Raw genomic sequence first — 19,467 nt, forward strand, 5'->3', positions numbered from 1 at the left:
TTTTTGGTTCTGCTGCTTATAGCAGGTATAAGTATTTACTTATATATCGCTAAATGGACTCCGTATTTCCAAATGTCCGTTTATTGCAGTATCTCCTGTCTGTGGGTTTTTAATTAATTCCGACCTTTGTTTACTATGACATTTTTTTATTATTTTGTTCTCCCCCCTGGCGATATTTGGCAGTCGCATTTATTTGAGGGGCGATGGGGATAATAATTTTTTCCTCTGGATAACCGGGGCATTTTTTTTCGTGGATCTGACAATAAATTTCGTACTTTCCCTGCAGGCAATATTTGGATGAAAGTAGTTACAGCCGCAAAGTTTCTGCGGATGTTACCGGGGAAGTAATGATCTGCCCCCTTGAGCTACCCCCCGACAGAAAAATGTTATTCCACGGCAATTGTCTCAGCAGGAGAGTCTTATGAACGTAAATCATTCGTTGTTCTCAGCACGGTATCTAAAAGCAGCGTTAGGTTTAGGATTGCTGACTTTAGTCAGCCAGGCGAATGCTGACTTTCTGAAACCAGGGGTAATCACCGCCGGTTCAGATATTACTTTTGCGCCCTACGAATATATGCTGAACGGAAAGCCTGCCGGATTCGATATCGAGATGCTGAAGGGTATCGCTGCGTCCTTAGGAAAAACCTCAGTCAATGTGGATACCCGTTTTCCCAATTTGATTCCGGGACTGCAAGGTAAACGTTTCGATATTACTAACTCTTCAATGTATATCACGGCAGAACGCCTGAAAGTCATTGATATGATTCCTTACCTGAAAACCGGTGAGAAGATTGTGACTTTGTCAGACAGTCAATATAAGCCTGAAGATCCTGCCGAAATGTGTGGTCATAAAATTGGTACTATGGCGGGTACCTCTTTCCTGCAAGGCTTGATGAAATTCTCTCAGGACTCCTGTGTAGCTAAAGGCAAACCGGCCATCACCATTAGCGAATACCCGACTGACCCTCAGGTGACCCAGGCATTGCTGTCCAAGGCGGTAGAAGCACAGATTACCGATGTTGCAGTGGCACAGGGTGTCGTTGAGCGGCTTAAAGGTCGGGTGGTTATCACCTCGGACAAATTGCTTTATCCGGTTCTGATTGGATTCGGGGTGCGTAAAGATGATCCGGTAGTGAAAAAAGCGATGGAAGAAGGGTTAAGTAAATTCAGTAAGACGGCAGAGTACAAGCAACTATTTGAAAAATATCATTTTACTCCGGTGACCGCTGAAGATATTAAAACGATTGAAGCCAGCTAATTTAATTTCCGCACCAGCAAAGGTTTAACGTCAGTCACTCCTGCCAGCGTTAAACCTGCTGAATGCATCAGTTTAATCGCCGTGGTGGTAAGGCAGGTAGCTCTGCGGCAGTGAAGAGGCAGTTATGATTGAACAATGGCAGGTCGATCAGTTTCATGAGCAGGGCGTACTGGTAGTAAATCAGGTATTTTCAGCTGAAGAGATTGATGCACTACAGACGGTATTTGCCGCCTGGGCTGAAGAGAGTCGTCAGCATAGCAGTGCCTATGGCGAAACGATCGACGGGCGTCCGCGCTTTGATGTTGACAGCGATCACTCAGCAGATCATCCTTCCTTACGCAGGATTGCCTCGCCCACAGAAATATCAGGACTCTATTATCAGGCGGCTTGCCAGTCGCGGATGAGCGAGATTGCAGCACAGTTGATTGGCCCCGGAGTACGTTTTCACCACAGTAAAATTAATTCTAAATTACCCGGCACCAAAACCGAGGTGAAATGGCACCAGGATTTTCTGTTTACCCCGCATACCAATGATGACCTGGTCACGGCCTTACTGATGGTCAGTGAAGTTACGGCAGATAATGGCCCGTTGCAGGTCATCCCGGGCAGTCACAAGGGGCCCCTACATAACCACTGGCAGGCAGGTAAATTTACCGGTGCCGTGGATGAGCAGGTGGTGCAAGAACTGTGTGCAGAGCCGGTAGCCTGCCTGGGACCTGCGGGTAGCGTCTGCTTTATGCATACCCGTCTGTTACATGCTTCGGCACCCAATAACAGCCCATTGCCGCGGACTTTGTTTATTACTGTCTATTCAGCCGAAGATGCATTACCGCTGGCTGAAAATCCGTTGCCTTCACAACATGAACGTCAGGTCGTTGCAGGTGAAGAGAGTGGGAACATTCGTTGTGTGGACAATCAGTTCCGTTTGCCACAAAAGCCTAAAGGTGCTTCATTTTTTGTGCAGCAGGCCGGAGAAGACCCGCGTTGATCGCTGTTAACCAAATGTTTTTCTGAAATTTTACGTCGCCGGGGCGCAGGTCCCCGGCACAACCATTGTGTTTTTCGGTATTTTGGTTCAGGGTGGAGCGACAGATTTGTATTCAGCGCTTGCCGGTATGGCCGGCAGAACCTTTTACCGGAATGACTGATGAATAAAACGTTGACCAGTGTGTTGTTTGCCAGCCTGAGCATAGCGGTAGCCTCTGCCGCCGTAGCGGCACCTTTCACTTTATCTTCCCCTGATTTTACTTCCGGTCATTTTATGCCGTCGGCAATGGGGGGAAATTTTCCCCATATCAAAAGCTGCCACGGACAAAATATTTCTCCGCCACTGAGCTGGGAAAATCCGCCAGCAGCCACACAAAGTTTTGCACTCATTATTCAGGATGCGGAAGGGCGAAACGGATTGGGGGCGACCCATTTAGTTGCTTATGGTATTCCGGCGACTCAGCATCAGTTTCTCAGAACAGCTCTGGCTAATGGCCAGGGTTTTACTGGCGGGAAAAATAGCTTTGGAAAACTGGCGTATAATGGCCCTTGTCCTCCGACGAATGGTGATACCCACACTTACACCTTTACTCTGATAGCCACAAATTTACCGGCGGACAGTTTGCCGGAAGGCCTGACTCAGGCGGAACTGTTGCAAAAACTGGAAGGGCATGCACTGGGGGCAGCGGGGATGTCGGGATTATTTTCAGGTAAAAAATAGTCTGCCCGCATAAACGGGCAGACCGGGGATGACTACCGGTTACGGAGGACTGATGCCTCCGTCACACTTAGTAAGTAATCGTCATGGTGACGGTATCAGAGTAGGCACCTACTGAAGGCAGGGTGCTACCGGCAGGAATACGACCATAAATATCGTAAGACTGCAGGGTACCCGTCCCTGTACCGGACAGCGCAGTAGTGTTAACCCCAATCGCCGTGGTGTAGCCGCTGTCAGAGTATAGGTTATAAGGGATGTATTCGGTATCGCCCCCTTCCATCTGACGCTGTGTTGTTCCGCTGATATTAGAACCACCATCCATTGCCAGAGTCCATGCAGTACCGTTGTTACACAATACTCCGACCTGGCTTCCGCCGGTAGAAGAGGTGTTGGCATCAGTATTTGCGGCGAAAGAAGACACAGTACCAAAGTTCAGTACCGCGTTAGTGGTTGTCCCGGTAGAACTGGTATTGACTGTACAGCTTGCGGCAACGGTGGCCTCCACTGTTAAAGTACCACTATTTGTTGCTGCTTCGACTGCAGGGACTGCGAAAACAGTGGCAGCTGCAGCTGTTATTAATAATTTACGCATAAAAACCTCGATTATCAGTATGTTACGGTTACCACGACCGTATCGGTGTAACTGCCAGGCGTGGTCGGGATTTAACTCCCTTAGGTTTACGTCCATAAACGATAAACGTCTGGTTAGCCCCTGAGCCGGTGAATGTTACGCCTCAACTTCCCCCGGAAAATTTATCGTTACCCGGGTATTTCCCGCACAGTGGCAAGTGCGGAATCTGGTACTGAGTTTGCTTGCAAATATCGGCAGCATAACCCCCTGCCAGTCACGCTGTGAGTAGTGCTTAGCGACTACACAAAGCGGAATGGCGCTATCTTTTACAGACACAGCGGGCTGGATACTGCCTGCTGAACGACAGAAGTGGCTTTGAACGTTATTTGCGTTCGCCTCAACACCCGGCTCTGATTAATAAGTCAGTGTCATAGTTACTGTGTCGGTATAAGCCCCTGGTGTCGCCAGAGTACTGCCGGCAGGAATACGCCCGTAAATATCGTATGACTGCAGAGCTCCGGTGCCGGTACCGCTCAGTGCGGTAGTATTAATCCCGATGGCAACGGTACGGGCACTGTCTGAATACAGGTTATATGGCACATACTCCGTGTTTCCGCCCAGCATCCGGCGCTGTGTGCCACTGACATTCGATCCGCCATTCATCGCTAATGTCCAGCCGGTACCGTTACTGCACAGCACAGTCACTTTGCTACCACCGGTAGACGAAGTACTGGCATCAATATTGGCCGCCATTGAAGTGACGGTACCGAAATTGAGGACAGCAGTGGTAGTGGTCCCGGTGGTACTGGTGTTTACAGCGCAACTGGCCGCCAGCGTTGCCGAAACAGTCAGGCTGCCGGTCACAGTGGCGGCCTCAGTAGCAGGTATGGCTATCAGGCTTGTAACAGTCGCTGCAATTAATAGCTTACGCATTTGTTTTCCCCGGTCAGTAAGTGACTGTGACGACTACCGTATCGGTATAAGATCCGGGCACCGTCGGGAGGGTGACTCCCTTTGGTATCTGCCCGTAAACCACAAAGGTTTGATTAGCTCCGGTGCCCGATGATGTCACACCACCGCTGCCACCGGTCGCGGTGGTTCCTCCGGTGGCATCCCAGACACTGGAGTATGTCGAATCCTTATAAAGCTGATAGGGCATCAGATAACTGCCATAAGCCATCCGACGGTAGCTGCCAGAGATACGGTTATTCCCGTCACCCAGATAGATGGTATAAGCCGTGCCGTAATTGCACTTGGTGACTACCGCACCGGTGGCATTATGGTTTGTCAGTGCGGTGCCAATGTCAGTAATGGTGCCAAACGCAACAGTACTGGTGGACACCAGCGAACAAACACTGGGAACCACTATGTTAAAGGTGAGTACCTGAGTACCAGAGTCCCAGCCACCACCGGAGGCTCCCTCACAAACAGAGCTGCTGTTGGCCTGCATATCCACGTAAAGGCTGACGGTGGTGGTATAGGTTCCCGGCGGAAAAAAGGTGGTTGAGGCCGGTGCCGTTATGGTGACTGTACTGGCAAGGTTTTTGGTACCGCTCACCGTCGTGGTTGTTGCAGGGCCGTAATAAGTTCCGGAGACTGCGCTGGCGGCAGTTACCGCTCCACCTGCCGCAGCATACGTGGTGTAGGAGATCGCGCTTCCATTAATCGTGTTAGTCGTGCCGGTAAACGTTGCCCGGATACAAATATACGGGCTGGTTGAAGCAGTGGTCGTACTGCCGTTATAACAGGCCCAGTTGCCGGTAATCGTCATCGACGATGCGGAAGATATTGTGGCTGATGTCAGCGTCTGCGTCTGTGAAGTTCCCCCGGTGGAGGTTGCCGTGAACGTGCATGTAGCCCAGGCTTTACCCGGAAGAAACAAGCCTGCCAGTAGCAATAAACCAAAAACTGCTAACCGGAACAGGGGGGAAGCAGTGGCTTTGCAGACAAATGACTTCAGAGCACCCGTTAACGGTGCAGAATCAAATCTGCTATAAGCCGGATAATTAAGGGTTACTGACATACATAAGGCCCTATTTTAACTGTAGATGAATTTGCAGAATCGTAACTAAAACGGGTGGTACAGGTCCCTTTATCCAGCAGATTGACTGTCAGGGTGTTATTACGTTTAAGTTGTTGCAAATAAACTTCACCGCTGTAGCCCGTCATGCTTTCGCTGCTGTCGTTTAGCATCACTTTATAGCCAGGAGGCAGTGGCTGATGGTTGATGTCAACCAACAGCACTGTTGCTGAAACAACCTTTTCGCTTTTGAAATTCACTAAGCTTCCTTGCTGATACGCCGAGATAGCGGTTTGCTCTGTATCCTGTGTCTGCCAGTCAATCGGCAGGTTGGTGGTATCCAGGAAAATATGGTTGGCGATATAAGGTGTCATATCGGTAATCAGGAAATGACCTGAACTGTCCGCCGTCCCTAAATCCACCCCGCCGTTAAGAATATGTGTACCGGGGCCCGCGTTTTTAACCAGTGCGAAACTCTGACCCACTTCGTTTGCAGGATAGACACCCATATCAGCAAATATCAGGGCACCGGTGGTCGATACCGTGGTTTGTGTCTGGCTGCCGTACTGCTGTACGCTGGCGTTATAAGTGCCGTAACGGCCACGGAAATTACCGTACAGTTGGTAATCATTATCTCCACCCTCATACTGAGTGGCAGAGGCACCCCAGGATCCGGTATTAATCCCCGAATCAGCAATACTGTTAATTTGTTCGGTGTAGCCATTACGGCCATTATCACGACTGACAGAAGAAGAAATATTGTATTTATTATCAAAGTTATAGGTCAGTACGATATAACCACCGGTATCATTCCCTGAAAGATTTTTATACAGGTTGGCCGAAATATTCAGGTTTGGGATAATCCCGGTATTTACGTTAAACGAAACAAGATTATAACGACTACCTGAATAAACTAACCGGTTGAAGTAAGTACCAAAGGTCCAGCCCAGAAAAGGAGAGTAGTTAATGCCCGCCCGGGTGATTTCATTAGCCTGTGAAGTATAGGTGATAGCCGTATATTCGTCCTCATCGACATTTCTCTGGTATTTCTCCTGGTAAATTAAATTAGAAACTCGTGCGAGGTCATAATAATTGCTGTTTGATTTCTGATAACTGGAGTTAAAGGTAATATTGTCAGAGATGCGACCATCAAGGCTGGCCTGACCCAGCATACCGCTCCTGTCTTTATAATGACTGCCTGCGGCGGCAAGGCTTAATACACCGTGGCCAAATAAACCCTGCGCAATACCAATACCACCATTGCTTAAGCCATTGGTGGTGCCCTGGCCATTAACTGTCAGTGTCGTGCTGTCAGATAAACCATATTTACTGGATGCTGAACCAAAGACCACTTTGTTGTCGTAGTCAGAGGATTCGGCATCGTAGTTAAACCGCGGAATACCAATATCCACAGAAAACTCATTAATCCCCTGACGTAACAGGTCCGGGGAGTAGTAATAGGCGTGGGTAGAGCTGACCTGCTGGCCGTTAGCGTCCTTCGTGACTATGGTGACATCATTACCGGAGACAAAAGGCAGGTTTTTAATGTCAAAAGGTCCTGAGGGGATATCCCCGGAATAGATCTTCTGCTGATCAACGAACAAATCGAGTGTCGAAGGAACAGCCGAAGACCCTGAAAACTGCGGCAGGGCAGTGGTGACGATATCCGAACGCTGTGAATAGGCACTGGCCCACTGAAATCCAGCTACCCTGACGCTGGTGCCCCAGTTAACGGTATTAGTCGTGAAATCACCCAGCGTATAAGAACGTATTTTTTCAGGATCGATATACTGCCAATACGAATCCAGCCGTACGGTACCTTCGGTGCCGTAATAAGATTTATTGTTATACACGCCGGAGGTGTAAAAGTTACCGACACCGGTATTCAACAATCCCTGCACACTGGCAGAGATAAAGTCGTCACTATTGTAGTGAGTGTTATACAGGCTGTAGTTAATGATAGCCGATGTCAGGGCATTTTTTTTCAGTAACTTGTAATTAGTCTCCGGGCCATTGTTCAGCGAGATTTGATAAGGTGTCAGCCTGGCGTCCGGGATATATAAATTCAGTATCTGATCGTCGGGGACATAAACGGTTTTAACTCCGGGTAATTTGCTGACATCAACCCAGGGATTACCAGCCGGAATGTCCTTAAAGTTGAGGCGTAAACTCTTCAGGTCTTCGGCACGAATTAAAAATGTTTTTTTTGCTGGTTGTACTTAACATTCACCAGGCTCTGAGTCGAAGCGTCATTTATTTTAATTAATAAATATAATGACATATCACCGGATTGCTGCTGGCCGCCCGGTGGTATTGTGGGAATGTCATTTAAGCTATATACCTGAGACGCCATTACAACCCCTGAAGATAATGCTTCACAGGTGAATAAAGTGCAGATAACGGCTTTTTTAGTGTTGCGCTTACTCATGGTAGCTGCCGTTCCTTACTATCATCAAAATTTTATTTTTGCGCTAAAGGGTGCTCTTCTCAGGCTGTCGGTTAACTTTGTAAGTCACCTGATATTTATCCCCCGGAATATAAAATCCGCGAGCTATTGGATAGTTTTTATATGAATTTTGTAGGACATATCCGTTAACGGTATTCACTGTCAGCCTGAGCTTTTTTTGGGTGTTTAGATTAGTTATCTCAACATCGGACAATAATGCATGGCGGGTACCATTATTGGTCATTATCAACCCTGAATCTGAAATCGAAGGCTGAACCTTTGGTATCGCGGAATCGTTTACGACAAACAGTGGCAATGAGTTCCTGATAAGAATACCGACACCAGTACCGATACTGCGTTTATCCTGAGGTTTTGGTAGTTCATCGATAATGACCCGATAACTCTGTTCAGCATTCACTTTCGCATCGTTGGTTCTGACGACTCTGAAATTAAATGACCCGCCAGGCGGCAGAGTAATAAATGGCGGACTGGCGATAATGTCATCCGTATCCGTCAGATTATCGTTACCGTTAGACTGGGTCCACTTGAATACGCGCACCTGCAGATTACTCGTTTCATCAGACATATTAAACAATGTAATCAGGCTTGCCCGATCCTGAGACGCGATGTCCACAGTAATAGGAGAAATACGAATCCCTCCCGCCTGACTGAAGAGAGGCTAGGTCAGTAATGAGAATGATGCTGGAATAATTATTTTTTTAATCAATGAGTTATATAACTTCATTGCTGTGCTCAGTGTGTTGTTATTGAGTTAAATATAGAACACTATTTATGGTTTTCCATCAACTATTTATTATTTAGTTGTTAAGGTTTTGAAAATAAATGATACATATTATGATAACCTGCTCTCATTTGTTTATTATTCCTTATATGTTGATTTGTGTGATATTTAGGTGTTTTATACTGAATTTATTGGTATTTGTGGTTTTATAAACTAATTTGGTTTTTTTACTGATTCCTGAAATTAATTGATCTGATTAAAAATCAATCACTTTAGTAAGGGAGAGTAATAGTTTAATTAACCTGATATTTAAAAGATGAAATTCCAGGCGGTGCAGGTTTTTTATGCTGGCTTTTGCATAGAGTTTCGTGTTGTTAATCTTGTTTGTTTGATAATTTTAAATTAATTATCTGTTGATAATTTTATCAACGGGGCACGAACTTTTGCATAACACGATTAAATGTAAGGTTATGGTGAAGATTAGTGTCTGCAGGAATACTGGTTCGACCTTTACATAACTGTTGGCCGGAAAATTGCCGGCATCAGCTGCCATACTGATAATCTGTACTATTATCAGCTGTAATTGCTCAAAAGTCGTATAACTGGCATCGCGGAAGGAGTGGTTGTGATCTATCTGGATTGTTTTTTAACTTTACTACTGATGCTGGTAAGTCTGGCATCTCTGTCACGTCATTCTGCCTGGTGGGTAAGGATCTGGGATTTTCCCAGGGTACAGCTGCTGGTAATTTCCGGGGGGCTGATTTTGATGCAATTCTACGTATGGCAAGATGCACCATTGCTTTGCGGAATCTTATTGATAATTACCTTACTATGTTTTGTTTATCATGGCTGGTGGGTATTGCCTTACACCGGTTGGGGTAAGAAGCAGGTCAGAGATGCCAGCGGCTATATCAGACAACCTGGAATACGTCTGCTGGTGTCGAATGTTCTTACGCCAAACCGTGGCGCGGACAAACTCCTGAAACTGGTAAGTACTGAACGTCCGGATATTCTGGTGGCTGTGGAAACTGATTTGTGGTGGGAGCAGCAACTGAATGTGCTGGACGGAGATTATCCATACAGTCTTAAGTGCCCGAAAGATAACCTTTATGGCATGCATGTCTGGTCAAAACTCCCTCTGAGTGATGTACAAATTCAGTATCTGGTCGATGATGAAATTCCGTCAATGCATATGCTGGTAAAACTTAATGATGAGGTTTCAGTCCGCCTGCATTGTCTTCATCCTATGCCGCCAAGTCCTACTGAAAATGATGAGTCGACTGACAGAGATGCAGAACTGGTGATGGTAGGGAAAAGTGTCGCAAATACCCGTCTGCCAACCATTGTCACAGGTGATTTGAATGATGTGGCATGGTCGGCCACCACTCGTTTGTTTCTTAAGCTCAGTGGCCTGTTAGATCCGCGCAGAGGCAGAGGGATGTTTTGCACTTTTCATGCCGGTTACCCGATTTTCCGCTGGCCCCTTGACCATGTGTTTCATAGTCAGGATTTTGTACTGGGTGCTCTTCGACGTCTGGAGAGTATCGGTTCCGATCATTACCCTTTTCTTGCCCATCTCATCTATTCACCAGAGAAAGGGGAGGAACAGCAAAGTCTCGAAAAGGCCCCTGAGGATGAGCAAATGGCCCGGGAGATTCTGGCACAGACTGATTCAGAAGTCTCTGCAGTTCATACGCCTGGTGAACGGTTTTAATTTAGTTTCAAACAGGGTTTCAGCCAGTGTCAGCTGGCTGAAACCAGGATGAAATGTCCTATCCACCACCTCAGCGGCAAACAGGAATTTCATTCTCAGGCATACCGGCAATCCTGGCAGCAGCCACGATATCGTTCCAGCTTTGAATATCCAGAGGTATGCCCTCCCGCTGTCTGATTTCACGATTCATAGCTTCCCATTCGCCCGGCACTTTAATTTGCTGATGACCGGCTTCAGGGGATTTTTTCACCCACTCGATAAAAGCTTCTGCTTCCTGTTCCATATGTGGAGCCCCGAAAGCTTCAGGATTAATAATGACTGAGGTCATACAGTTGAATATTGCGTCATGGCTGGGTTGTAGTGTTTCAGTGTAGGTTGTCTGACCACCGGAAAGTGCACCTCCCAGTATTTCGCACATGACTGCCAGGGCATAACCTTTATGGTGGCCGAAAGGCAACAGGGCACCATAAGGAGACTGATGCATGACAGCAGGTTCGCGGGTGGGTTGTCCGGTGCTGTCAATCAGAGAACCTTCGCCCACCAGGACACCCTTGTTCCATGCCACTCTGGTTTTACCGAAGGCGATAGCGCTGGTAGCAAAATCAAGCAACAGGGGTGGTTTGCCGGGTCTGGGGAAAATGGCACAGAAAGGATTGGTGCCGAAACGACGATCACTGCCACCAAACGGAGCTACCATCGGGTCACCGGTGACATTAACAAAGTGAAATGATACCAGTCCATGTTCAGCACAGGCCTCCGCCCAATAACCGATGCGTCCGATATGGTGAGCGTTATGCAAACCGACGGCTGACATTCCAAATTTTCGGGCCCGGTCGATACCCGCGTCAATAGCCTGGCGGGCGGCAACCTGTCCGAATGCTGACTGACCATCAAAGGTCAGAATAACACCGCTGTCTTTCACCAGGCGTGCTTTCTTATTGAGTTGCAGATGCCCCTGCTGTAAGGATCTCATATAAGAAGGGACCATGCCTGCTCCGTGAGAGTCATGTCCGACAAGATTAGCGGAAATCAGATGGTCTGCAATGAGTTGTGCTTCTGTAGCTTCACTTCCCGCATATTGCCAAAGAGAAAAAATAAACTGGTGTAGTTCACTGGCTGAGATAACCACTTCATTTTCTGAGACTGACATCTGTTAACACTCCTGTCTGAAGGTACAGTAAATAAACACCGCCGGCTGACGGCTAACCGTTTGTCGGGAACCCTGTATTACCCATTTTCTGGCATCTGGTGACATTCCAAAACTCTGCACCTCCTGTCGGTTAGCATTTTTTTACAACCGATAACTGGCATTTTTGGGAAATCTGTCTGATACCCATAGAGATAGTGAAATTTTATCTATCATATACAGCACGTTATTTAAGAAATGTCGTCTTTTTTCTGACCAATGCCTGGTGTTTAATTTCCGGCTAAGGTGGAAGGAATATGATGACATGCTCCCTCAGGGCGTTTCTGGCGGGGAGATAATATCGTTAATCGTCGGGATCTGAACGAGCCACTGGGCCTTCAGGGAACCACAATTTAGAAATCATTATCTGGCAGGTCAATCTGGTGTATACAAAGAGAACGATCAAAATGGCTGTGGTGCTGGCAGGAATGCTGGGAGTTTCAGGGGTACAGGCCGCGGGAGTCGGGCAGACAATATCTCAGAACTGGGATACTTTTACCGGCAATGTTGCTGAAACGTGGAAATCACCGCAATCTGTCGATTTATATCTGCCTGCCATCACATGGCATAACCGTCTGACTTACGATCGTGAGCATATTGACCGGTATAACGAAAGACCCTGGGGCGCCGGGGGGGGTATTTCGCGTTATGATGATAAGGGAAACTGGCAAGGTCTTTACCTGATGGCGTTTAAAGACTCCTTTAATAAATGGGAGCCGATAGGTGGATATGGATGGGAGGCCACATGGCGGCCATTCAGTAACCAGAAGTTTCATCTGGGGGCCGGCTATACTGCCGGAGTAACGGCGCGGAATAACTGGAACTATATACCAATTCCGCTGGTATTACCGCTGGCATCAATTGGTTACGGCCCGGCAAATTTTCAGATGACCTATATTCCAGGTACGCATAACAACGGAAACGTTTACTTCGCGTGGTTAAGATTGCAGTTTTAGCTATCGTTGTTGTGCAAAAAGTGCCCTGTTGTGAAAAAATTGGGACATTTATCACTTTTTCTTTAAATGGCGCTGGACAAATTGCACCGGAATTGATGTACTGGATGCCGACACAGTTTAGTGTCCATTTTTCATGTAAAGGTAATAAGATGTCCAAGATTAAAGGTAACGTTAAGTGGTTTAATGAATCTAAAGGATTCGGTTTCATTACTCCTGAAGATGGCAGCAAAGATGTATTCGTACACTTCTCTGCAATCGTGAGCAATGGCTTCAAAACTCTGGCTGAAGGTCAGCGTGTAGAGTTTGAAATTACTGACGGTGCTAAAGGCCCATCTGCTGCTAACGTTATCAGCCTGTAATTTTCAGTCAGAATCTCTAAAACCCGCCACTGGCGGGTTTTTTATTGCCTGAATTTCACCAGAATAGCCTGCAGCGGTAGAGAAAATCAGAGAGTGGCTACCGGGTTTGGGTCTGTTCTGTAAGGATTGGGAAGGCTTTCGGTATGATTAGTGCTATTCGTAGTCTGTTACAGAATTGTTTTGTGTTATACTCAGAATTGCGTATTAATGTAGATGTAACGATCTTCGCAGAGGTTTAAAGGTATATTATGGAAGGTATCAGTATTGCAAAACTGCTGATCATTGGTGCTCTTATCGTATTGCTTTTCGGCACTAATAAATTACGCTCATTAGGCGGTGACCTGGGTAGCGCAATTAAAGGCTTTAAAAAAGCCATGAAAGATGATGATTCAGCCGTTGTCAAAAGTGAAGCAGAGGAAATCCCTGCGGAACGTGTGACTCATAAAGAATAATGGTAAGTCCCGCAATAAATACCCGTATTTATTGTCAGTAAAAACCAGATAGCCAGACTGTCTGGTTTTTTTGTTTTCTCAGGCATCGCAACAGTATGCCGTATCACCAAATCTTTATTAACGCAGTTATTCGGTAACCTTCCCCGGGAAGAACAGCAGAGGCCGCTTTCGTTTGCCCCTGCGCCAGCGAAATTACTTAATCTCGATGCCCTGTGCCTGCATATCGGCGTGGTAAGAAGACCGCACAAAGGGTCCGCAGGCAGCATGAGTAAAGCCCATTGCCATAGCTTCAGCTTTCATTTCATCAAACTCATCCGGACTTACATAGCGCTGTACCGGCAGGTGATGTCGGCTGGGTTGCAGGTACTGGCCGAGAGTCAGCATGGTAACGCCGTGACGGCGTAAGTCGCGCATAACCTCAATAATTTCCGAATTGGTTTCACCCAGACCGACCATCAACCCTGATTTTGTCGGGATATCAGGATGGGCCTGCTTAAATCTTTCCAGTAATGTCAGCGACCATTGATAATCGGCTCCTGGCCTTACCTGACGATAAATCCGTGGCACGTTTTCCAGATTATGGTTAAACACATCGGGCGGGGTTGCTGTCAGAATATCGAGTGCACGGTCCATCCGGCCCCGGAAGTCCGGGACCAGAGTTTCAATTTTAATATCAGGGCTCTTTTCGCGAATTGCCGAGATGCAGTTAGCGAAATGTTGTGCACCGCCATCCCGTAAGTCATCTCTGTCAACGGAGGTGATGACCACATAGCGCAGTTTCATATCGGCGATAGCCTGGGCCAGTTTACCCGCTTCGGCAGCATCCGGAGGCAATGGTCGCCCATGAGCAACATCGCAAAACGGGCAGCGACGGGTACAAATAGCCCCCAGTATCATAAAAGTCGCTGTACCATGATTAAAACATTCTGACAGATTCGGGCAGGAAGCTTCTTCACAGACGGAATGCAGACCATTTTTGCGCATGGCCGCTTTGATACCCTGAATCCGGCTGGAGTCAGCAGGAAGCTTGATTTTCATCCATTCCGGTTTTCGCAGTAATTCCTGGCGCTCACTGACAACTGTTTTAACAGGGATCAGGGCCATCTTATCTGCATCACGATATTTGACGCCGCGTTCTATCTGAACAGGTTTACTCATTTCTGCGGGTTCCGTTTGCTGATTGTCTACAGGACTGTCTGTATTCAACTAATTTCGTAACATTGAAAAAAGTATATCATTTTGCCTGCAACGGAGCAGCCCCGTGAGGCTGCAAAAGTTACATATTTGTAAAGCTATGGTCAAAGTAACAGTGGGGCTTGCTGTGTAAACCCGATATGCTGATAGCTTACCTGTTGGGTAAAATGATCCACCAGCCGGTGGGGGACTTCACTTAACCGTTGGTCATCGGCCAAATCCGCCAGCCGCGTCATTTCCATTCCGGCATAACCACAGGGGTTAATTCTCAGGAATGGTCCCAGATCCATATCAATATTCAGCGCCAGTCCATGAAATGAACAGCCTTTGCGGATTCGCAGGCCCAGAGAGCATATTTTTTTTCCGTCAACATAGACACCCGGGGCATCTTCACGCGAACGGGCTGTCACAGAATAATCGGCCAGTGTATTAATCACCGTTTGTTCAAGTATCGTGACCAGTTGCCTGACTCCAAGCTTACGACGGCGAATATCGATCATCACGTAGAGAATTTGCTGACCCGGCCCATGATAGGTAACCTGGCCTCCTCTGTCGCTTTGCATTACAGGGATATTACCGGGAGATAACAGATGTTCCGCTTTACCCGCCTGGCCCTGGGTAAATACGGCAGGGTGCTGAACCAGCCATAGCTCATCACTGGTCTCAGCCGTTCGCTGATCGGTAAACTGATGCATTGCCTGAGAAACAGCATGCCAGTCACGTAATCCTAGCTGTCGGACAATAAGATGTTCAGACAAGGGGTTAATCCGGTAGAGAACAGGTAAGGGGAGTATAGCGCCGGGAGTCGAGGCTGAACATCAGCCATTACCCGGCGCAGGGGGTTACAGCACCATACGAACAATTTCGATGTTGCCGAGTTCTTCGTAAAGCGTTTCGACCTGTTCGATATGAGTCGCATTAATCGTAATAGAAACTGAGTGATAATTGCCTTTGCTGCTTGGTTTCACATCCGGTGAGTAATCACCGGGGGCATGGCGTTGTACCACTTCAATCACCTGATCAACCAGCTCTGGCTGTGCCAACCCCATAACTTTATAGGTGAACGGGGTAGGGAATTCGAGCAATTCATTAAGTTTGGTTTTCATAGTGACTCCGTGAACAAAAGATGCCCCCGAAAATTCGGGGGCATGGTAATACTTTACTATATTGGGGTGGTTACGGGGAATTCAACCCGCCAGGTTACCCCAGCCAGTGGTGGAACATCAGTTTAATATAATCGATTATCCGGCTAAAGAAACCACCCTGTTTCACCTCATTCAGCACCACCAGAGGTTCTTTGGCAATTGTTTTACCATCAAGCTGGAAGTCAATGGTGCCGATGACCTGATTTTTAGCCAACGGAGCATGCAGCTCAGTATTATTCAGCACATAACTGGCTTTAAGATCTTTAGCCCGACCCCGCGGTACAGTCAGCCAGACATCTTTTTCTACACCGAGCTGAGCATGATCACTGTTACCAAACCACACCGGCTCTGATGCGAAATCTTTTCCTGCTTTCAGCGGCGACACTGTTTCAAAGAAGCGGAATCCCCAGGTCAGCAATTTCTTGCTTTCGGTTTCACGGCCTTTATAGGTACGCCCGCCCAGGACAGCTGAAATCAGCCGCATCTGTCCTTCTTTCGCTGATGCCACCAGATTATAGCCGGCTGAGTTAGTATGGCCGGTCTTTATGCCGTCGACATTCAGACTGGTATCCCATAACAGCCCGTTACGGTTAGTCTGACGTATATTATTGAAGGTAAATTCTTTCTCTTTATAGATAGCATACTCTTCAGGAACATCGTGGATCAGTGCACGGCCGATAAGTGCCATATCACGGGCTGAGCTGTACTGACCCTCGGCATCCAGTCCGTGGACCGTTTTAAAATAAGTGTTCTTTAACCCCAGAGCCTTAACATAGTTATTCATCAGTCCGACAAAAGCGTCCTGTGAACCGGCAACATAGTCAGCCATAGCGACACAGGCATCATTACCGGATTGCAGCACAATGCCCCGGGTAAGTTGTGAAACAGGGACCCGGTCACCCGGTTTCAGAAACATCAGAGATGAACCTTTAAACACAGGATTACCGGTAGCCCAGGCATCCTGACCAACCGTAACCATATCATCCTGATGAATTTTACCCGCTTTTATTGCCTGGCCAATAACATAACTGGTCATCATTTTTGTCAGGCTTGCGGGATCGCGGCGGGAATCGGCATTCTTTTCGGCCAGCACAGTGCCGGAATTATAATCGATCAGAATATAGGCTTCTGCATCGATGTCCGGTACACCCGGGATCATAGTTTTTAAATTAACTTCATCAGCCAGAGCTGAGTGGCTCAACAGTAACGCGGCCAGAGATACTGCACTGAATTTAGAAAATAAGTTAAAAGAGGTCTTTCTGTTCATTTTTAGAATAACTTTATCTGCGGACAGGAATGTTTGTCACAAACTATAACAGGATGCCTGACAGACAGGCATCCTGCTTTACTTAAGTTTATGCTTTTACACGCAGTAAAGGGAAAATTAATGTGCGGTGGTCACAAATGAAGCGATTTGCTCACTTGCTAACCGTTGCTGTAACGCGACGGCTTGCTTGCGATCGGTATAACCGCCCAACTGAACACGGTAGACATTTCCGTTGACGACTTCAGTACGGCCGGTAACGCCAAAACGCTGCCCCAGTTTTTGGGCCAGTTGTGTTGCACGTTGCTGATCATTGATAGCTGCCACCTGAACCACAAATCCATGACCTTTGCCGGCAGCAACCGCAGGGGCTTTAGCTGCCGGGGTTTTGGCTGCAGGTACAGGTGAAAAGACGGGACCGGGGTCTGGTGCTGTTACCGCTGCTGCTTCTGCAGCCGCTTCTGATTGTGGTGCCGTATGGGCTGGTGCTGCGGCAGTAGCCGGAGCCGCCGGGGTGTCGGATTCCAGAACACCACTGGCCAAGGGTTGTGGTGCACCAAGGAAGCCATTGCTGTGTACCGGCGCACCCATACTATTATTCGTTTGCAGGGTACTGTTAGACACTGGCATTACGTTATTCTGAGCATCACTATTTTCTGCCGCAGGTGCTGTTTCAGGCAATGCAGTACTGCTGCCACTTATGGCAGGGGCGGATGGCATCGGGCTGTCAAGATTTGGTCGTGCCGGCAGATCATAACTCTGGATAGCGACTTTAGTTCCCACGGTGCCCGGGCCGGATAACGTTCCGTCCGGCGACACGATAATGGGATCGACACGCACGCGGGTGTTGTCAGAGATATTCAGACGGTTAGCAGAAGATGAAGACAGGTCAATGATTCTCCCCTGGACAAAAGGACCCCGGTCATTAATTCGAACCACCAGTTGGCGACCGTTAGCCAGGTTAGTTACCCGGGCATAGCTGGGAATTGGCAGGACAGGGGAGGCCGCAGTGTAAGCATTAGGATCAAAGGGTTCTCCGGAGGCTGTGGTATTTCCGGCAGACTCCTGACCATAAGAGCTGGCAAGGCCGACCTGGCTAAAATTAGAGGTATCTTTTACTACGGTATAACTGGAACCATTGACCTTATAATCCTGATTAGCCGATGGGATTAATGCTTCATACTTTGGCTGTACCCCCGGAATTTCGACCACAGGGCCAGTCCAGGCGGGTTGAGGAGGAGCCGCATACTGTTGCTCCTGGTTGCCGGAACACCCCGCCAACACTAACGATGCCAGTCCAATACTGATCAGCAATTCCTTACGCATGTATCGCCTCTTAAACGCTTTTTGATAACATTTTTCGATGAGTATGGATCGACATTACGATGCCAAATCCTGCCATTAATACAATCAGTGCTGAACCGCCGTAGCTGATTAACGGTAGCGGAACACCTACAACCGGCAAAATACCACTTACCATACCAATATTAACAAAGACATAGACAAATAATATCAGCATGATGCCACCCGACAGCACACGACCAAAGGTTGTTTGTGCTTTGGCTGCAATCACCAGCCCGCGCATAATTAATAACAGATACAGTGCCAGTAATGCCAGTACACCGACCAGCCCCAGTTCTTCTGCCAGTACCGCAAAAATGAAGTCAGTGTGTCGTTCAGGCAAAAACTCAAGTTGTGACTGTGTGCCGTGCAACCAGCCTTTACCGTGAAGGCCGCCTGATCCAATAGCAATTTTTGACTGAATAATATGGTATCCAGCCCCCAGCGGATCACTTTCAGGATTGAGCAACATCATCACCCGGTCACGCTGATAGTCGTGCATCAGAAAGAACCAGAGAATAGGGATAAAGGCAGCAACCAGTATTAGCGCAATGGCAATCAGTTTCCAGCTCATTCCAGACAGGAACAGTACAAACAGCCCTGAAGCTGCGATCAGAATAGCCGTACCGAGGTCGGGCTGAGCGGCCACCAGCAAAGTCGGTAAAAAAATCAGTATCAATGCTAATGCGGTATTTTTGAGTGTCGGCGGACAGACATCCCGGTTGATAAACCGGGCTACCATCAGAGGAACCGCGATTTTGGCTATCTCAGAAGGTTGGAAACGAATAAAACCAAGGTCAAGCCAGCGCTGCGCCCCTTTACTGATATGTCCAAAAGCATCGACAGCCACCAGCAGGATAATACTCAGGATATACAGGTAGGGCGCCCAGCTTTCATAAACACGTGGCGGAACCTGGGCCAGTACCAGCATCAGGGTCACTCCCATAGCTATCTGGCCCAGCTTACGTTCCATCATCCCGGGATCCTGACCACTGGCGCTCCAGATCACAAATCCGCTATAGGTGAGCAGGGCAAAAATTATCAGTACGAACAGAGGATCGATATGGATACGGGTCCAGATCGAATTCTTCTGCGGACTATCACTCAAAGACAT

The 19,467-nt window shown here is 47.7% G+C and carries 20 protein-coding genes; 7 read left to right on the forward strand and 13 right to left on the reverse strand.

All coding sequences use genetic code 11. The features are described from left to right. The first annotated feature begins 421 nt into the window (after positions 1-421). The 3 genes from HA49_RS15090 (at position 422) to HA49_RS15100 (ending at position 2,966) form a co-directional block, all read left to right on the forward strand. Positions 422-1,258, forward strand: a complete 837-nt coding sequence (locus HA49_RS15090) for an ABC transporter substrate-binding protein (protein WP_038019033.1) — start codon at positions 422-424, stop codon at positions 1,256-1,258. Positions 1,259-1,382: 124 nt separating this feature from the next. Then, positions 1,383-2,246 carry a phytanoyl-CoA dioxygenase family protein gene (locus HA49_RS15095; protein ID WP_038019035.1) on the forward strand — a complete coding sequence of 288 codons (864 nt, stop codon included), beginning with the start codon at positions 1,383-1,385 and terminating at the stop codon, positions 2,244-2,246. A gap of 159 nt (positions 2,247-2,405) precedes the next feature. After that, a complete protein-coding gene (locus HA49_RS15100) occupies positions 2,406-2,966 on the forward strand; it encodes a YbhB/YbcL family Raf kinase inhibitor-like protein (RefSeq protein ID WP_038019037.1) in 561 nt (186 codons plus the stop codon). Between the two features lie 67 nt (positions 2,967-3,033). On the opposite strand, the gene HA49_RS15105 is transcribed toward HA49_RS15100, so the two are convergent. The 6 genes from HA49_RS15105 to HA49_RS15130 form a co-directional block, all read right to left on the reverse strand. After that, positions 3,034-3,555 carry a Csu type fimbrial protein gene (locus tag HA49_RS15105; protein WP_038019500.1) on the reverse strand — a complete coding sequence of 174 codons (522 nt, stop codon included), beginning with the start codon at positions 3,553-3,555 and terminating at the stop codon, positions 3,034-3,036. Positions 3,556-3,948: 393 nt separating this feature from the next. Beyond that, positions 3,949-4,467: a Csu type fimbrial protein gene (locus HA49_RS15110; protein ID WP_038019040.1), complete on the reverse strand. Its 519-nt coding sequence runs from the start codon at positions 4,465-4,467 to the stop codon at positions 3,949-3,951. A gap of 13 nt (positions 4,468-4,480) precedes the next feature. Continuing rightward, the gene (locus HA49_RS15115) at positions 4,481-5,557 is read right to left on the reverse strand and encodes a spore coat protein U domain-containing protein (RefSeq protein WP_046791848.1); all 1,077 of its coding nucleotides are present in this window, start codon (positions 5,555-5,557) and stop codon (positions 4,481-4,483) included. Continuing rightward, on the reverse strand, positions 5,548-7,446 hold the full coding sequence (locus HA49_RS15120) for a fimbria/pilus outer membrane usher protein (RefSeq protein ID WP_156994675.1): 1,899 nt from the start codon (positions 7,444-7,446) through the stop codon (positions 5,548-5,550). The genes HA49_RS15115 and HA49_RS15120 overlap by 10 nt, the downstream gene beginning before the upstream one ends. 299 nt (positions 7,447-7,745) lie before the next feature. Next, positions 7,746-7,982, reverse strand: coding sequence for a hypothetical protein (locus HA49_RS15125; protein WP_046791850.1), 237 nt, complete (start codon positions 7,980-7,982; stop codon positions 7,746-7,748). Between the two features lie 43 nt (positions 7,983-8,025). Next, positions 8,026-8,655: a fimbria/pilus periplasmic chaperone gene (locus HA49_RS15130; protein ID WP_084706436.1), complete on the reverse strand. Its 630-nt coding sequence runs from the start codon at positions 8,653-8,655 to the stop codon at positions 8,026-8,028. A 712-nt stretch (positions 8,656-9,367) separates the two neighbouring features. Here HA49_RS15130 and HA49_RS15135 point away from each other — a divergent pair. Beyond that, positions 9,368-10,456 carry an endonuclease/exonuclease/phosphatase family protein gene (locus tag HA49_RS15135; protein ID WP_038019046.1) on the forward strand — a complete coding sequence of 363 codons (1,089 nt, stop codon included), beginning with the start codon at positions 9,368-9,370 and terminating at the stop codon, positions 10,454-10,456. Positions 10,457-10,526: 70 nt separating this feature from the next. On the opposite strand, the gene HA49_RS15140 is transcribed toward HA49_RS15135, so the two are convergent. Next, positions 10,527-11,606, reverse strand: coding sequence for a malate/lactate/ureidoglycolate dehydrogenase (locus HA49_RS15140; RefSeq protein WP_038019049.1), 1,080 nt, complete (start codon positions 11,604-11,606; stop codon positions 10,527-10,529). 464 nt (positions 11,607-12,070) lie between these two features. Here HA49_RS15140 and pagP point away from each other — a divergent pair, with 464 nt between their 5' ends. From pagP to tatE, 3 genes are all read left to right on the forward strand, one after another. Next, positions 12,071-12,598, forward strand: coding sequence for a lipid IV(A) palmitoyltransferase PagP (gene pagP / locus HA49_RS15145; protein WP_046791875.1), 528 nt, complete (start codon positions 12,071-12,073; stop codon positions 12,596-12,598). A 149-nt stretch (positions 12,599-12,747) separates the two neighbouring features. Then, positions 12,748-12,957, forward strand: coding sequence for a transcription antiterminator/RNA stability regulator CspE (gene cspE, locus HA49_RS15150; protein WP_038019505.1), 210 nt, complete (start codon positions 12,748-12,750; stop codon positions 12,955-12,957). A 248-nt stretch (positions 12,958-13,205) separates the two neighbouring features. Next, on the forward strand, positions 13,206-13,409 hold the full coding sequence (tatE, locus tag HA49_RS15155; RefSeq protein ID WP_038019054.1) for a twin-arginine translocase subunit TatE: 204 nt from the start codon (positions 13,206-13,208) through the stop codon (positions 13,407-13,409). A 192-nt stretch (positions 13,410-13,601) separates the two neighbouring features. On the opposite strand, the gene lipA is transcribed toward tatE, so the two are convergent. The 6 genes from lipA to mrdB all read right to left on the reverse strand — a co-directional run bounded on the left by lipA (position 13,602) and on the right by mrdB (position 19,467). Next, complete coding sequence (gene lipA / locus HA49_RS15160; protein ID WP_038019057.1) at positions 13,602-14,567, reverse strand: lipoyl synthase; 966 nt, start codon at positions 14,565-14,567, stop codon at positions 13,602-13,604. Positions 14,568-14,707: 140 nt separating this feature from the next. Then, positions 14,708-15,370: a lipoyl(octanoyl) transferase LipB gene (gene lipB / locus HA49_RS15165; protein ID WP_038019060.1), complete on the reverse strand. Its 663-nt coding sequence runs from the start codon at positions 15,368-15,370 to the stop codon at positions 14,708-14,710. 75 nt (positions 15,371-15,445) lie between these two features. Continuing rightward, positions 15,446-15,709 carry a DUF493 family protein YbeD gene (gene ybeD / locus HA49_RS15170; RefSeq protein ID WP_038019064.1) on the reverse strand — a complete coding sequence of 88 codons (264 nt, stop codon included), beginning with the start codon at positions 15,707-15,709 and terminating at the stop codon, positions 15,446-15,448. 94 nt (positions 15,710-15,803) lie between these two features. After that, positions 15,804-17,015, reverse strand: coding sequence for a D-alanyl-D-alanine carboxypeptidase DacA (gene dacA, locus HA49_RS15175; protein WP_038019069.1), 1,212 nt, complete (start codon positions 17,013-17,015; stop codon positions 15,804-15,806). A 117-nt stretch (positions 17,016-17,132) separates the two neighbouring features. Continuing rightward, the gene (gene rlpA / locus HA49_RS15180) at positions 17,133-18,338 is read right to left on the reverse strand and encodes an endolytic peptidoglycan transglycosylase RlpA (RefSeq protein ID WP_038019072.1); all 1,206 of its coding nucleotides are present in this window, start codon (positions 18,336-18,338) and stop codon (positions 17,133-17,135) included. 10 nt (positions 18,339-18,348) lie between these two features. Further along, on the reverse strand, positions 18,349-19,467 hold the full coding sequence (mrdB, locus tag HA49_RS15185) for a peptidoglycan glycosyltransferase MrdB (RefSeq protein ID WP_414716486.1): 1,119 nt from the start codon (positions 19,465-19,467) through the stop codon (positions 18,349-18,351).

The sequence above is a fragment of the Tatumella morbirosei genome, from assembly GCF_000757425.2.
Lineage (GTDB): Bacteria > Pseudomonadota > Gammaproteobacteria > Enterobacterales > Enterobacteriaceae > Tatumella > Tatumella morbirosei.